Annotated in this window: 13 protein-coding genes; 10 read left to right on the top strand and 3 right to left on the bottom strand. The window is 66.7% G+C overall.

What is annotated here, in order from left to right; translation table 11 throughout:
- Positions 1-189: 189 nt before the first annotated feature.
- The 3 genes from F467_RS0103480 to F467_RS0103490 are packed head-to-tail and all read right to left on the bottom strand — an operon-like array spanning position 190 to position 3,016.
- Positions 190-1,578 (bottom strand): NAD(P)(+) transhydrogenase (Re/Si-specific) subunit beta, encoded by a 1,389-nt coding sequence (locus tag F467_RS0103480; RefSeq protein ID WP_018139014.1) that lies wholly within the window; start codon positions 1,576-1,578, stop codon positions 190-192.
- Complete coding sequence (locus F467_RS0103485; RefSeq protein ID WP_012981664.1) at positions 1,575-1,886, bottom strand: NAD(P) transhydrogenase subunit alpha; 312 nt, start codon at positions 1,884-1,886, stop codon at positions 1,575-1,577. The genes F467_RS0103480 and F467_RS0103485 overlap by 4 nt, the downstream gene beginning before the upstream one ends.
- Entirely contained in the window at positions 1,883-3,016 is a 1,134-nt protein-coding gene (locus F467_RS0103490) for an NAD(P) transhydrogenase subunit alpha (RefSeq protein ID WP_018649190.1), read from the bottom strand. Before F467_RS0103490 ends, F467_RS0103485 begins: the two co-directional genes overlap by 4 nt.
- A gap of 390 nt (positions 3,017-3,406) precedes the next feature.
- Between F467_RS0103490 and F467_RS0103495 the strand changes: the two genes are divergently transcribed.
- The 10 genes from F467_RS0103495 to F467_RS0103540 all read left to right on the top strand — a co-directional run bounded on the left by F467_RS0103495 (position 3,407) and on the right by F467_RS0103540 (position 14,574).
- Positions 3,407-3,988, top strand: coding sequence for an HNH endonuclease (locus F467_RS0103495; protein WP_018139016.1), 582 nt, complete (start codon positions 3,407-3,409; stop codon positions 3,986-3,988).
- A 109-nt stretch (positions 3,989-4,097) separates the two neighbouring features.
- Positions 4,098-5,192 (top strand): ferrochelatase, encoded by a 1,095-nt coding sequence (gene hemH, locus F467_RS0103500; protein ID WP_018139017.1) that lies wholly within the window; start codon positions 4,098-4,100, stop codon positions 5,190-5,192.
- Between the two features lie 6 nt (positions 5,193-5,198).
- Positions 5,199-5,978 (top strand): molybdopterin-binding protein, encoded by a 780-nt coding sequence (locus tag F467_RS0103505; RefSeq protein ID WP_018139018.1) that lies wholly within the window; start codon positions 5,199-5,201, stop codon positions 5,976-5,978.
- A 118-nt stretch (positions 5,979-6,096) separates the two neighbouring features.
- The gene (locus tag F467_RS0103510) at positions 6,097-6,816 is read left to right on the top strand and encodes a 2OG-Fe(II) oxygenase (protein ID WP_026182214.1); all 720 of its coding nucleotides are present in this window, start codon (positions 6,097-6,099) and stop codon (positions 6,814-6,816) included.
- 108 nt (positions 6,817-6,924) lie between these two features.
- Positions 6,925-9,060 carry an adenosylcobalamin-dependent ribonucleoside-diphosphate reductase gene (locus F467_RS0103515; protein ID WP_018875233.1) on the top strand — a complete coding sequence of 712 codons (2,136 nt, stop codon included), beginning with the start codon at positions 6,925-6,927 and terminating at the stop codon, positions 9,058-9,060.
- 19 nt (positions 9,061-9,079) lie between these two features.
- Positions 9,080-9,772 carry a hypothetical protein gene (locus F467_RS0103520; protein WP_018139021.1) on the top strand — a complete coding sequence of 231 codons (693 nt, stop codon included), beginning with the start codon at positions 9,080-9,082 and terminating at the stop codon, positions 9,770-9,772.
- Positions 9,773-10,002: 230 nt separating this feature from the next.
- Positions 10,003-10,395: a hypothetical protein gene (locus tag F467_RS0103525; RefSeq protein WP_018139022.1), complete on the top strand. Its 393-nt coding sequence runs from the start codon at positions 10,003-10,005 to the stop codon at positions 10,393-10,395.
- A 206-nt stretch (positions 10,396-10,601) separates the two neighbouring features.
- Positions 10,602-12,119: a TolC family protein gene (locus tag F467_RS0103530; protein ID WP_018139023.1), complete on the top strand. Its 1,518-nt coding sequence runs from the start codon at positions 10,602-10,604 to the stop codon at positions 12,117-12,119.
- A complete protein-coding gene (locus tag F467_RS0103535; RefSeq protein ID WP_018139024.1) occupies positions 12,116-13,891 on the top strand; it encodes an HlyD family efflux transporter periplasmic adaptor subunit in 1,776 nt (591 codons plus the stop codon). Before F467_RS0103530 ends, F467_RS0103535 begins: the two co-directional genes overlap by 4 nt.
- Complete coding sequence (locus tag F467_RS0103540) at positions 13,888-14,574, top strand: ABC transporter ATP-binding protein (RefSeq protein ID WP_018139025.1); 687 nt, start codon at positions 13,888-13,890, stop codon at positions 14,572-14,574. Before F467_RS0103535 ends, F467_RS0103540 begins: the two co-directional genes overlap by 4 nt.
- Positions 14,575-14,578: the final 4 nt, after the last annotated feature.

Consider the following 14,578-nt stretch of genomic DNA (forward strand, 5'->3'; position numbering starts at 1 on the left):
GTGATATCGGTTGGCTGTTGTGTCACCTAACTGCCATCGTTTGTATCCGCCTGTGGGTATCCTGTACAGGTCGTGTACAGGGATTGGTCCGGTATTGATCTCCCGGAGGGCTGCGCACAAAAAAGCCCGGCCGCCGAAAACGGGGGCCGGGCTCGCAAGCGAGGACCGGGCGCCAGGCCCGGTCCGGGCCTAGCCGAGGGCCTTGACCGAGGCCACCAGTTCGGCGGCCACCTTCTGGCCGTCGCCGTACAGCATCTGGTTGTTGTCGGCATAGAACAGGTGGTTCTCGATGCCCGAGAACCCCGCGCCCTTGCCGCGCTTCACGCAGATGACGTTCTGGGCCTGGTCGGCGTTCAGGATCGGCATGCCGTAGATCGGCGACTCCGGATTGGTCCGAGCCACCGGGTTCACGACGTCGTTCGCGCCGATCACCATTGCGACATCCGCGGTCTTGAACTCCTCGTTGATCTCGTCAAGATCGAAGATGATGTCGTAGGGCACGCCGGCCTCGGCCAGCAACACGTTCATGTGCCCGGGCATGCGGCCCGCGACCGGGTGGATCGCGAACTTCACGTCCACACCACGCTTCTGCAGCAGCTGGGTGAACTCCCAGATCTTGTGCTGCGCCTGCGCGACGGCCATGCCGTAGCCCGGCACGATAATGACCTTCTCGGCGTAGGCCATCATGATCCCGGCATCGTTGGCCTGGATCTCCTTCATCGTGCCTTCGATCTCTTCCTCGGCACCCCCGGAGGAGCCGCCGAACTGGCTGAACAGGATGTTCTTGATCGGACGGTTCATCGCCTTGGCCATCAGCTGCGTGAGCAGCGTACCGGCCGCACCGACCACGATACCGGCGATCATCAGGGCCGGGTTGTCGAGGACGATCCCCTTAAGGCCGACCGCGAGGCCGGTCAGCGCGTTGTACAGCGAGATGACCACCGGCATGTCGGCGCCGCCGATCGGGAGGGTCATCAGTATGCCGAAGGCCAGCGACAGCACGAAGAACAGCAGCAGAGTGAACGAGCCGATCTCGCCGCCACTGGTGGCCATCATGAAGCCCAGCAGCACGGTGATCGCGAAGATCGCGATGTTCACGACCTGCTGGCCGCCGAAGGTGAAGGTCTTCTTCATCAGGCCTTCAAGCTTGGCGTAGGCCACCAGCGAGCCGGAGAAGGCCACCGAGCCGATCAGCGAGCCGGTCACGGCGATCGCCAGACCGGTGTTGGTGACGGTTTCCGGGGTGGCCTGCAGCAGGTAGATCGCGCCGATACCGGCCGCGGCGCCGCCGCCCATGCCGTTGTACAGCGCGATCATCTGCGGCATGTCGGTCATCGCGACCTTCTTGCCGCTCCACCAGGCCAGCGCACCACCAATGGCGATACCCAGGATGATCAGGGTGTAGTTCACGCCGCCGGAGATCTCCGGATGCACGAAGGTCACGAGCGTGGCGATCACCATGCCCACGCCGGCCCAGATGATCCCCGGACGCGCGGTGGTCGGGGAGGACATCTGCTTGAGGCCGACGATGAACAGCACCGCCGCCGCGAAGTAGGCGAGGTTGATGATCAGACTCATGCCTTATCTCCCTTCTTGTCGTCCTTTTTGCTGGTCGTGAACATCTCCAGCATGCGTTCGGTGACGACATAGCCACCCACGGCGTTGCCCGCGGCCAGGATTACGGCGACAAAGCCGATGGCCTGTTCCAGCGGCGTCTGGGCATGGCCCAGCGCGACCATGGTCCCGACCAGCACGATGCCGTGGACAAAGTTGGAACCGGACATCAGCGGGGTGTGCAGGATGACTGGCACCTTGGAGATGATCTCGTAGCCGGTGAAGGCCGCGAGCATGAAGATGTACAGCGCGATAAAGCCTTCGATGATCATGATTGCGCTCCCTTCAGGGCCTCACGGGTGGCCTCGTGCACGATTTCGCCGTCGCGGGTCAGCACGCTCTTGGCGATGACCTCGTCTTCCCAGTCCGGCTTGAATTCGCCGCCCTCGGCGATCATCGGCGTGAGGAAATTGAGCAGGTTCTTGGCATACATCTCGGAGGCGTGCAGCGGGACCTGCGAAGGCACGTTCAGCGGCGCGTGAATGACCACGCCCTTGTGCTTGCTGGTCTTGCCCGGCTTGGACAGCTCGCAGTTGCCGCCGCCCTCGGCTGCGAGATCCACGATCACCGCGCCTGGCTTCATGCCCTCGACCATGTCCTTCGGGATCAGCTTCGGGGACTCGCGGCCCGGGATCGCGGCGGTGGTGATCAGCACGTCCGCCTTGGCGATGTATTCGCCCAGGGCGTCCTGCTGCTGCTTCTTCTCTTCCGCGGTCAGTTCGCGGGCATAGCCGCCTTCGCCCTCGGCGGAGACGCCCAGATCCAGGAACTTCGCGCCCAGCGATTCGACCTGCTCCTTGGTCGCGGAGCGCACGTCGTAGGCCTCGACCATCGCGCCCAGGCGTTTGGCCGTGGCGATCGCCTGCAGCCCGGCCACGCCGGCGCCGATCACGATAACCTTGGCCGGGCGGATGGTGCCGGCCGCGGTGGTCAGCATCGGGAAGAAGCGGCAGGACAGATCCGAGCCCATGATCGCGCCTTTGTAGCCGACCACGGCCGCCTGCGAGGACAGCACGTCCATGCTCTGCGCGCGCGAGATGCGCGGGATCAGTTCCATCGCGAAGCTCAGGATCTTGCGTTCCTGCATCGCCTTGACCACGTCCGGGTTGCGGTGGGCGTGGAACAGGCTGACGACGGTCGAGCCCTCCGGCAGCTGATTGACCTCTTCCACCGTCGGCGGCGCCACGCGGACCATCAGGTCCGACTGGCCGTAGGCCGCTTCGGTGTCGACTACGGTAGCCGACTCGTAAGAGTCATCCGGGAAATGGGCGTTGGTGCCAGCCCCTTTCTCCAGTTGCACGGTGACGCCCAACTGGGCGAACTTGGCCGCCACCGTCGGATCCAGGGCCACGCGGCGCTCGCCGCTGGCACTCTCCTTGGGAACGGATAATTTGATTGCCATGCGCTCTCTCCCCGGGCCAAGCGTTCCCGCAATCCCTCCGGGACGTTCGGCCGCGCTCGCGGGTGGTAATAAGGACGCCGAATAAGGCTTTTGTGGCCCATTCGGCGGAAAAAACGGCCAGCAAGTGTAGCGGAATCGCCTTCGCGCTTAAACAGCCCACCCATTTGTCGCGAATTCCGGGCCACCGCCGGCGGCTCAAACCGGTATTTATGCCCTTGTAATTGCGTTGAACGCCCGGCCTGTTTATTGTCAAGCAAGTTTCGTGCGATCCCGCGCCGCGCCAGCGGTCGACTCGGCGAAGGGGACATGGATTTGCTCACGCCCGGGGCGTCGGGCCTGCTCAAATTCCGCGTGAGCAAATCCGTGTTTCCTTGGAGACGGGACGAGGTCATGTTGCCGACCGAGCATCAGGTCCTGCGTACGGACGCTGCGGGCATGCCACTGGAATGGATCGGCCTGGAACAGGCCGTGCGCCTCTATTACACCGAGCAGGTCGCCTACGCCTGCGGGAGTCTGCTGTATCGCGTGCGCGGCGGCATCAACGCCCGCACCGGGCTGCAGTCCCGAGTCGAGGTCAACTCGATCATCGCCACCTTCGGCACCCGCCAGTCCCGCTTCAATCACTACATCCCGCCGCTCAACAACACCACTCTGTTTCGCCGCGACGCACATCTGTGCCTGTACTGCGGCCAGCACTTCTGCGAGCGTGATCTCTCGCGCGACCACGTCACCCCGATCAGCCAGAACGGGGCGGATACCTGGAACAACGTGGTCACCGCCTGCAAACGCTGCAACAACCACAAGGCCGGGCGCACCCCCGAGCAGGCCGACATGCAGCTGCTGGCGATTCCGTTCACGCCCACCCACGCGGAGTACATCTATCTGAAAGGCAAGCGGGTGCTGGCCGACCAGATGGAGTTCCTGCTGGCGCATTTCCCCCGGACCAGCCCCCTGCGCGGCCGCCTCGGCTGATCGCACCCGCGCGCCTCGTGCGCGGCTCGCGCTATCCTTGGCAGGGAACCAACGCAACTGGCGTGACTCCGACAGGAGTCATCCACCCTCTATTGCCGCAGGGAGCACCATGAAGTACTTCGGAGAAGCGGATTACCGCCACGGCCAGCCGCGCAAGGCGGGCGTACTGCTGACCAACCTCGGTACGCCGGACGAGCCCACCGCCCCGGCGCTCAAGCGCTATCTGAAGGAATTCCTCTGGGACCCGCGCGTGGTCGAGTTCCCGCGCCCGCTGTGGTGGCTCATTCTCAACGGCATCATCCTCAATATCCGCCCGAAGCGTTCGGCCGCCAAGTACGCCACCGTCTGGACCGACGACGGCTCACCGCTGCTGGCCATCTCTCGGCGCCAGGCCGAGGGCGTGCGCAAGCGTCTGGCCGACCAGGTCGGCGAGGAGGTACCGGTCGCGCTGGGGATGCGCTACGGCAACCCCTCCATCGAGGCGGGCCTGGACGAGCTGCGCCGCCAGGGCGTTCGCCGCGTGATCGTGTTGCCCCTGTACCCGCAATATTCCGGGAGCACCACCGGCTCCACCTTCGATGCGGTGGCCGACGTACTGAAGGGCTGGCGCTGGGTCCCGGATCTTCAGTTCCTCGCCGCCTACGACGCCGAGCCCGGCTATATCGAAGCACTGGCCAGCAGCGTGCGCGAGCACTGGAATGCACACGGCCGGGCGGACCGCCTGGTGATGTCGTTCCACGGCATCCCGAAGCGCTATCTGCTCAAGGGTGACCCGTACCACTGCCTGTGCCATGCCACCGGCCAGAAACTGGCTGCAAGGCTGGGTCTGAACGACGACCAGTGGCAGGTGACCTTCCAGTCGCGTTTCGGCCGCGAGGAGTGGCTGAAGCCCTATACCGACAAGACGATGAAGGCGCTGCCCAAGGAGGGCGTGCGCTCGGTGGACGTGATCTGCCCCGGTTTCTCGGCCGACTGCCTGGAAACCATCGAGGAGATCGGCGACGAGAACCGCGAGATCTTCCTCAAGGCCGGTGGCGAACGCTTCCACTACATCCCGGCGCTGAACGACCGGTCCGACCACCTCGACTTCCTGGCCGGACTGGCCCGCCAGCACATCGCCCCGTGGCTGGACGATCCGGACAATGCCCCCGAGGCCCGCGCCGCCGCCCGCGAACGGGCGCTGGCCCTGGGCGCGCAGCAGTAGGCCGCGATGGACGAGACCACCGCGCCCGGGCGAGTCGGCGAACCCGGCGAGACCGAGATCGGCGCCGTGATCATCGGCGACGAGCTGCTCAGCGGGAAGCGCCGTGACCGGCACCAGGAACACCTCACCGCGGCCCTGGCGGAGAAGGGGCTGGAGCTGGCCTGGATCCGTATTGTCGGGGACCACGCCGGCCGCCTGACGCAGACCTTTCGCGAGACGCTGGCAACCGGGGCGGAGGTCTTCAGCTTTGGCGGGATCGGGGCCACGCCGGATGATCGCACCCGCGCCTGCCTCGCCGAGGCGCTTGGGCTTCCCCTGCGGCCGCACCCGGATTTCATGACTATCCTCGAGGAACGCTTTGGCGCAGAGGCCTGGCCGCATCGCGTGCGCATGGCCGAATTGCCGGAAGGGGCCAGCCTGATCCCGAATCCGGTCAACGGCATCCCGGGGCTCAGCTGCCAGCGGCATCACTGCGTGCCGGGATTCCCGGTCATGGCCGAACCGATGGTGCGCTGGGTGCTGGACCAGCGTTTCCCCGGGCGCGATGCCGCCGCCGGCTCGATCGAGGAGGTCCTGGTGCTCGAGAACGTGACCGAGAGCCGCCTGGTCCCGGTGCTCGAGGCCATGGAGGCGGCATTCCCCGATTTGCGCATCTCCTGTCTGCCACGGATGGACCGCCAGGCCCCGCAGGTCGAGCTGGGCCTGCGCGGCCCCCGCGCCCGCGTCACCGAGGGGCAGGCCGCGCTGCGCCAGCAGCTAATTTCCGGGGGCTTTCTGAGCCACTGACAGGGTAGTGTCGCGCGGTCCAGTGGGGGGCTTGCGCGCCCCTGCTTTCCCGGTATATTGCATTGGGCAGGCACTTGCCTGCGTGCCGCGTTCGCGGCCCGAATGGAAGACCCCGCCCGTGAACCTGCCTGTTCTTGACCCCGTGTGGTCGGACCCTGTCGAGACGCTTCCGGCGCGTGCGCCGGGTGTAATCGAATCCCGAGTTCCCGAAGCCTGCGAGCCGGAGGGCTGGCTGGATGCGCTGGTGCACGATCAGCGGTGCGTCTGGCCTGACTTCCTGCCTGCGGAGACCGTCGATGCGCTGCACGACGAGGTCTATGCCCTGCGTGATGCCGCGCAGCTGGCGCAGGCGCGGATCGGTCGGGGTGGCGAGCGCCATCGCGACCGATCCACCCGCGGCGACTGGATCCACTGGCTGGATGGCGCCAGCCCGGCGCAGCAGGCGTTCATGGCACGCCTGGATGAGATCCGTCTGCAGGTGAGCCGGTCGTTGATCCCGGGGCTGTTCGAGACCGAATCGCACTTTGCCCTGTACCCGCCCGGGACCCACTACGAGCGCCATGTAGATGCCTTCCAGGCTGGCAATTGCCGCCGGCTGTCGCTGGTGTTCTATCTGAACCGCGACTGGCGCGAGCAGGACGGCGGCCAGCTCGCGATCTACGACGATGCGGACCGCGAATGCCAGCGCATTCAGCCGACGGCCGGTACCCTGGTGATGTTCCTCAGCCAGACCGTGCCGCACGCAGTGCTGCCCACCCGCCGCTGGCGCGCCAGCATCGCCTCCTGGATGCGTGTGCGCGACCTTGCCAACCCGCTCGCCGGGCTCGACCGCTTCTGACGCTTCTGACACCGGCCGCGGCGCGTTCTTGCAGCCTGCGGCGACGGCGCCCATGATCGGGGAAGGGCGCTCCGCGCCCTTCGGTCGAGCGCAATGCGGCGGGCCAATATGGGCAAGATCCGGCAATGGCAGGACAACGATCGCACCTCACGAGACACGTCGCCCGACGTGCCCCTGCAGCCCTCGTCGGCTTCGATCTGGGCCGAGCGCTATCAGCTGCGTGACGCGCGGGGCGAGCCGGTGGATGCCTCGGTCGGGGCGATGTTCGACCGTGTCGCCGGGGCCCTCGCCGCGGTCGAGGCGCCGGACAAGCGCGCGTCGATCGCGCGCGAGTTCCGCTGGGCGCTGGACAACGGCGCCATCCCGGCCGGGCGGATACTGTCCAATGCCGGGGCCGAGGCGTACAAGCCGCAGACCACACTGATCAACTGCACCGTCTCGCGCACGATCCGGGATTCGCTGCAGGCCATCCTCGATGCCAATACGGCTGCCGGGCTGACGCTCAAGGCCGGGGCCGGCATCGGCTATGACTTCAGCACCCTGCGCCCGAAGGGTGCGCTGGTCGCGGGTGCGGGCGCGTCGACCAACGGTCCGGTCGCGTTCATGCAGATCTTCGACCAGACCTGCCGCACCATCGGCGCGGCCGGAGGTCGCCGCGGGGCACAGATGGCAACGCTGGATATCGGCCATCCCGATATCGAACGCTTCATCCTCGCCAAGCGCCGCAAGGGGCGGCTGACCCAGTTCAACCTGTCCGTGCTGGTGCGCGATGCCTTTCTGGAGGCGGTGGAGCGCGACGACGAATGGGCGCTCGCCTTCCCGCTGTTGCCCGTGGAACAGGACGCGGTGGCCGCCTCCGATCTCGTCTATCGCGACTGGCCGGTGGTCGAGGACGGCTACCGCGTGGACGACCAGGGCCGGGTCGCCTGCCGTATCTACCGCCGCGTGCGCGCCCGCGAGCTGTGGGACACCCTGATGCGCAGCACCTATGACGTCGGCGAACCCGGCGTCATCCTGATCGATCAGGTCAACCGCCAGAACAACGCCTGGTTCGACGAGGTGATCCGGGCGACCAATCCTTGCGGGGAGCAACCGCTGCCACCGGACGGGGCCTGTCTACTGGGGTCGGTGAACCTGACGCGGTTCGTCTCCGCGCCGTTCACCGCAGACGCCGCCTTCGACTGGGCGCGTTTCGAGCGGGTGGTGCGCGTGTTCACGCGCATGCTGGACAACGTCGCGGACATCTCCGGGCTGCCGCTGCCGGAACAGCGCGCCGAGATGCTGCGCAAGCGCCGCCACGGCATGGGCATCCTCGGGCTCGGGTCGGCTCTGGCGATGCTGGGGGAGACCTATGGCTCGGAGTCGGCCGCCGACTTCACCGTAGAGGTCTGTCGCCGCCTGGCGCTGGAGAGCTGGCGGGCCGGGCTGGATCTGGCACGCGAGAAGGGTCCGGCCCCGATCATGGACGAGGACTTCACGCTGACCGCGGACATGCTCCGGCGTCAGCCGGCGCTGGCCGAGGCCGGCTATCAGGTGGGCGACGTGCTGAAGGGTCGGGAGCTGCATGCCCGCTTCAGCCCCTACATGCAGCGCATCGCCGAGGAGGACCCGGCGCTGGTTGCGGCGCTGGCCGAGGAAGGCGCGCGCTTTACCCACGCCACCTCCATCGCGCCCACCGGGACCATCAGCTTCTCGGTCGCCAACAACGCGAGCAACGGCATCGAACCGACCTTTCTCCATCACACCACGCGCAACATCCGCCGCCCCGGGCGGCGTACCCGCGAGGCCGTGGACTGCTACTCGTTTGAGTTGCTGGCCTACCGCGCCCGGGTCGATGCCGAGGCGGGGCCGGGGGATCTTCCCGCCAACGCGATCACCGCGGACCGGGTCAGCGTGGATGCCCACATCCGCATGCAGGCCGCCGCGCAACCGTGGGTGGACTCGGCCATCTCCAAGACGCTCAACGTCCCGAGCGATATCCCGTTCGAGGACTTCCAGCAGGTCTACCTGCAGGCCTGGCGCGCCGGGCTCAAGGGCTGCACCACCTACCGGCCCAACCCGCAGGCGCAGATGGGCGTGCTGGTGGACCCCGAACGCCTGCGTAGCACCTGGTATACCTTCGCCCTGGCGGATGGCCGGGAGCTGACCCTGCGCGGTGACGAAGAGGTCGAGTACGAAGGCCAGATCCACACCGCCGCCAATCTCTTCGCCGCGCTGGACGAGGGCTACTACGACGACGTCTGACGCCGCCGGGGAGGACACGATGCACCGGATCGACCAGCCCATCATCGCCTTTCGCCGCTCGGACACCCCGCAGGGCGAGGGCGCGTCTAGCGGTGACGACCACCCGCTGGGCAAGCGCATCCCGTCGCGCCCCGAGGGCGAACTCGAGTCGGTCACCGAGAAGGTGCGCTACTGGACCCAGGACGGGCCGCAGACGGTCTATCTGGTGGTCAGCTTCGTCGCCGTCTCCGGCACGGTCAGCGGCGAGCGCGTGACCATCGAGCGCCCGATCGAATTCTTCCTGCCCACCGGGCAGCACTCCGAGTCCTACCAGTGGATCTCCGCGACCATGCGCAGCCTGTCGCTGGCGGCCCGTGGCGGCTACGCCGCCCGCGCCCTGCGCGACCTGCGCAAGGTCACCTGGGATCGCGGCCCGGTTCGCTGCGGCGAGAACGAATACGGCAAACCGCTGTACCACCCCTCCGAGGTCGCCGCGATCGCCCACGCCCTGCAGCGCATCCTCCAGCGCCGCGGCTTCCTGGATCCCGACGGCCACCCCCGCCCGCTACGCGAACTGGTCGCCAACTACCGCGACCGGACCCCGAAAGCCTCCGGCATCCTGGAAGCCCCGTACGTGGTGGCCACAGCCACCCCTTGCCCGCAGTGCGATGGCCATCTCGAGATCATCGACGGCTGCCCCACCTGTCGCGACTGCGGCTACTCGAAGTGCTGAGCATGGTTCCTGGGTAAGGGTTACCCGGCGCGTTATCGGTCGTTGGGGGGGCGGCCGCCTACGGCGGACGTTAGCCCGTCGTGATGCCGCGTTTTGCGCCCACCCACGGCCGGGTGATACACAGGGTCCGGGATCCCCGATTCGGGTGCAGACGCGGCGGCAGGGGTGCAACGGTCCTGGTCGCCCAGTCTCGGTTCGTGGGGGCACATTTCAGGCAACGAGGACAGCGCATGAATGATGTGGGGCGGAAGGCGAAGTGGGGTGCGGCGGTTGCCGTGGGTGCGGCGATGCTGGGCGTCGGCGCGATCGCCGCGGCCGATTCCTCGGTGGTTGAGGTCGACAATCGCTCCAGCGAGTCGATCCAGGGCTCGGTGCTGGAACTCTCCAGCTACACCGAGCGTTCCTTTAATCTCGCCCCGGGGGCGCGAACGGATCTGAAATGGGATGGCTGGTATCACGAATACGTGTACAACCTGGATGGCGAGTCACCCAATGTGGTGCGCTTTCAGTCCCGTTTTCCCAACCGCGATTACCTGTCGAACGACATCACGATCACCTATTTCGACGGTGACGACGGGGTGGAACACGAGATCGAGTGCGGCGAGCCCTGCTACTGGCCCTGATCCGCATCGATCTCTCCATCTGTGGCGCGCCGGCGCCCTCCTGTCCGATTCAGCTGCGTGGCGTTTGCCGGCAGGCCAGGGCCGGTGTTTGTGGCCACCGGCCGTCGGGAAGCGCGTCAATCAATGCCTCTATTAGCGCCATGATCTTTTGAGTGACTGAAAACGGGACAGGGATCGAATGGGTCGTTCGGTGGGCTGTGCGGGGCTTGTTCCTGCTCAGCCCTTTGCTGTTGTTGGGCCCGGCTGTCGAGGCCGTAGCGGGCACCGATGCCTTCGAACAACAGGCGATGGAATATGCCCCGGCCCCGCTCGCGGGCAGCACCATCGAGCTTGGGCTTGCGGAGGCCGTGGCGTTGTCTCTGCGCCGGAATACGCAGCTGCAAAGCGCCTATCTCGACCGGGTCGTGGATCAGCTCAACCTGGCCGTGGCGGAGGCGCAGTTCCGGCCGCAGGGCACGATTGACCTGTCGGCGCAGCAGAGCCGATCGCCCGGCGACGATGCCGAGACGCAGCGAAGCTCGACCCTGTCACCCACCCTGGAGGCGGAACTGCCGACCGGCGGCCGGATCGGCTTTAGCTGGAACCTGGCCCAGTCGCATGGCGAAACCGGGCTGGCCGCAGCCAGCTCGCGAGTCTCCAACCTGTCGCTGGATCTCTCGCAGCCGCTGCTGCGCGGAGGCGGGCTGGCGGTTGGGCGTGCGCCACTCGAGATTGCGCGTATCCAGGAAGCGATCAGTGCGTTGAGCCTTGAAGAACAGGTTGTCACGGTGATCGAGAGCGTGATCAACGCGTACCGTTCGCTGCTGCAGGAGCAGCGGCGCCTGGAGATCGCCCGTTTGTCACTGGAGCGCACCGAGGATCAGCTGGAACGCAATCGGGCCATGGTGGAGCGCGGGCGCATGGCGCGCAATGAACTGGTACAGACCGAGGCCAGTCTGGCCAATCAGCGTTTCAATGTGAGCCAGTCCGAGGAGACTCTGGAACAGGCCGAGCTGGAGCTGCTGCGTCTGCTGAACCTCGGGCGCGACACGCGGCTGCGGCTCCTGGACACCATCGACCTCGATGAGCTGGATACCCTGCGCGTGGACGCCCCGGCGGTCGATGAAGCGCTGGATATCGCACTGCAGAATCGCCCTGACTACCTGCGCCTGCGCCTCGGGCGCGCCATCGAGGACGTCAACCGCATGCTGGCGCAGAACAATCATCTCTGGCGGCTGGACCTGGTCGCCAGTCTTGGTGCCGGTGGCGAGGGGGATTCCGCGCGCAGCGCTCTTGAGGCCACCTTTGACGAGCGTCCCGGCTACAGCGCCGGGCTGCAGATGGAGGTCCCGCTGTTCGATCCGGAGCGGCCGGTGCGCTTGCTGGAATCGGAGATCCGCCTGCAGCAGGCGCATATCCAGTTTGCCGAACGCGAGACCGAACTGCGTCTGGAGGTTGAGCGCGCGCTCAACGACCTTGATAGCCGCTGGCGCCAGATCGGCTTTGCCCGGCAATCGCTGGAGCTGGCCCGCGAGAGCCTCGAGATCGAGCGCGAAAAGCTGTCGGTGGGGCGCAGCACCTCGTTTCAGGTCAATGCCATCGAACGCAGCCTGCGGGAGGCGGAGCAGTCGTTGCTCAATGCGGTTGTGGCGTATTTGAATGCCCAGAGTGTGCTGGATCGTGTGCTGGGCACCACGCTGGACACCTGGGGCCTGGCACTCCCCGAAGCCGGAGTCATGCCATGAGTCAACAGGAACCGGTCAGTCAGCACATCCTCGATGCGATGGCCGATGGCGTCCTGGTCGTGGACGCCGCCGGGATGATTCGAACGCTCAATCCGGCTGCGGCCCGCATCCTCTCGTTGTCGCCGGAGTCCACCCTGGGGCGCAGTCTGGCCGAGGTCTTCCTCGGCGAATCCGGCTATGGCGAGTTCGTGGATGTATTGCTGGAGGCCATCTACTCCGGCGAGATGGTGCCCGATCGTGTGGTGGCGGTTGAACTGGGCGGCGAGACCCGTTCCCTCAAGCTGACCACGTCCTACCTCGACGAGGGGGCGGCCGGCGGGGAGCGGGCGGTCCTGGCCGTATTCACGGATGTCACCGATCTCGAGGCCGCCCGGCGCAGCGAACACGCACTGGCCGAGGAGCTGCGCAGCAAGCACCGCGAGTTGCAGGATGCCTATGTGCAGGTCGAGTCCAGCAACGAAGCCCTGCAGCATGTCTTTCGGCGCACTCACCGTCTGCGTCTGGCCGCCACCGTCGCCGTGATCGGCGTGTTTGCCCTGGCCGCGTACTGGGCCATGCCCAGCCTCTCACTACCGGACTTTGGCGAGACCACGGCTTCGCGCGCTGCGCCGGATGTTGTGGATCCGGGTGTGTTCGAGGTGCAGGCGCGTTCGCTCGAATCCACGACAGGCTTTTCCGGGCGCTTCCGGCCGGGCGATGTAATTACGCTGGTCGCCCCGTTCGAATCCACCGTCCTGTCGCGCCATGTGGAGTATGGCGAACGCGTATCCGAAGGCGACGTACTGCTGGAGCTGGACCCCACCGAGGTCCGCATTCGTTACCGCCGCGCTCGCAGCGATCTGGCGGATGCCGAGGCCGAGGTGGAATCGCTGGAAGACTGGGAGCAGAGCCGGGACATGGCTTCCGCCCGGCGCAGCCTGCGCCAGGCGGAGCGCTCGCTCAACAATGACCGTCGCGAGCTGGATGACGTCGAGCATCTCTTCGAGCGTGGCATCGTGCCGGAACGCGAGCTGCGCGCGGCCGAGGACCGAGTGCAGGAGGCCGAAGTGCGCGTCGAAGCGGCGCGCGAGGACATGGCCGAGACCCAGCGCCGCGGCGGTACGCGCCAGCTCGAGCGCGCGCGCGCCGAGGCCGAGAACGCGCGTGCTGAATACGAGCAGGTGCGCGCTCAGATGGAGGGCAAGCGGGTCATCGCGCCGGTGGACGGTATCGTGCTGGCCCCGATCGACGACGAACAGGACGGCGATCGCCGGGTCGAGTCCGGGTCGCGGGTGAACAGCGGCGAGGCCCTGCTGGCGGTGGGCGACCTGTCGTCGATGGAGATCGAGGGCAGTGTGGACGAGCTGGATATCCACGACGTGCGCGTTGGTCAGTCCGCTCGTGTGCGGATTGCACGCGGGGGCGGCGAGGAGTTTCCGGCCCGAGTGTCGTATGTCTCCTCGCAGGCACAGGAGTCGAGTGGGCGTGGCTTGCCGGTGTTTCGCCTGATCACCCGCATCGACGATCTGGACGCCGAGGCGCTGGAGCGGATTCGCGTCGGGATGTCGGCCTCGGTGGATGTGGTCACCCAGGAGGAACCCGATGCGGTTGTCATCCCGCACGCCTTTGTCGAGCGCGACGGCGACGAGTACTGGGTATGGCGCCAGCGCGACGATGGCGAGCCGGAACGGATCGCGGTCGAGCTGGGAAATTCGCGGTTTGACGGCGTACAGGTCAGTGCAGGGCTGGAGGCCGGGGATCGGTTGATCGCGCCGCCCGGTGGCGGGTCGTGAGCGCTCAGCCCCTGGTGCAGATGCGGGATGTACACCGTCGCTACCGCGTCGGGCCATCCGATGTTCACGTCCTGCGCGGGGTCGACCTGGACATCCAGCGTGGCGAGCTGGTGTCGCTGATGGGCGGGTCCGGTTCCGGCAAGTCCACGTTGATGCACATTGCCGGGCTGCTGGAACGCCCGTCGGCCGGTGACTACCACTTCGACGGCCACGATGTCTCCCGGATGAGCGCCGACGACCTCGCCCGCTATCGCAATCACCAGATCGGCTTCGTGTTCCAGACCTTTCACCTGTTGCCACGCCTGACTGCGGTCGACAACGTCGGCTTGCCGCTGATGTATCAGGATGTCGGCAAGCGCGAGATGCGACGTCGTGCCCGCGCCATCCTTGAGCGAGTCGGCATGGGAGATCGCGGCGATCACCGGCCGAACGAGCTCTCCGGCGGTCAGCGTCAGCGCGTGGCGATTGCACGCGCCCTGGTGGGCAGCCCCTCGGTGGTGCTGGCCGACGAACCGACCGGGGCGCTGGATTCCCGCGTGGGGCAGGAGATCATGGATCTGTTCCTCGAGCTGAATTCCGAGGGTGTCACGCTGATCATCATCACTCACGATACTGATGTCGCGCGGCAGTGCCGGCGTCAGTTGGTCATCCGCGACGGGGTGGTCGACGAGGATGGCGCATGAGGCC

Source organism: Thioalkalivibrio sp. ALJ12, assembly GCF_000378305.1.
Lineage (GTDB): Bacteria > Pseudomonadota > Gammaproteobacteria > Ectothiorhodospirales > Ectothiorhodospiraceae > Thioalkalivibrio.

Bases quoted from the DNA above. Each gene is read 5' to 3' on its own strand.
- F467_RS0103480 (WP_018139014.1), bottom strand. From the start codon at position 1,578: ATGAGTCTGATCATCAACCTCGCCTACTTCGCGGCGGCGGTGCTGTTC.
- F467_RS0103485 (WP_012981664.1), bottom strand. From the start codon at position 1,886: ATGATCATCGAAGGCTTTATCGCGCTGTACATCTTCATGCTCGCGGCC.
- F467_RS0103490 (WP_018649190.1), bottom strand. From the start codon at position 3,016: ATGGCAATCAAATTATCCGTTCCCAAGGAGAGTGCCAGCGGCGAGCGC.
- F467_RS0103495 (WP_018139016.1), top strand. From the start codon at position 3,407: ATGTTGCCGACCGAGCATCAGGTCCTGCGTACGGACGCTGCGGGCATG.
- hemH (WP_018139017.1), top strand. From the start codon at position 4,098: ATGAAGTACTTCGGAGAAGCGGATTACCGCCACGGCCAGCCGCGCAAG.
- F467_RS0103505 (WP_018139018.1), top strand. From the start codon at position 5,199: ATGGACGAGACCACCGCGCCCGGGCGAGTCGGCGAACCCGGCGAGACC.
- F467_RS0103515 (WP_018875233.1), top strand. From the start codon at position 6,925: ATGGGCAAGATCCGGCAATGGCAGGACAACGATCGCACCTCACGAGAC.
- F467_RS0103520 (WP_018139021.1), top strand. From the start codon at position 9,080: ATGCACCGGATCGACCAGCCCATCATCGCCTTTCGCCGCTCGGACACC.
- F467_RS0103525 (WP_018139022.1), top strand. From the start codon at position 10,003: ATGAATGATGTGGGGCGGAAGGCGAAGTGGGGTGCGGCGGTTGCCGTG.
- F467_RS0103535 (WP_018139024.1), top strand. From the start codon at position 12,116: ATGAGTCAACAGGAACCGGTCAGTCAGCACATCCTCGATGCGATGGCC.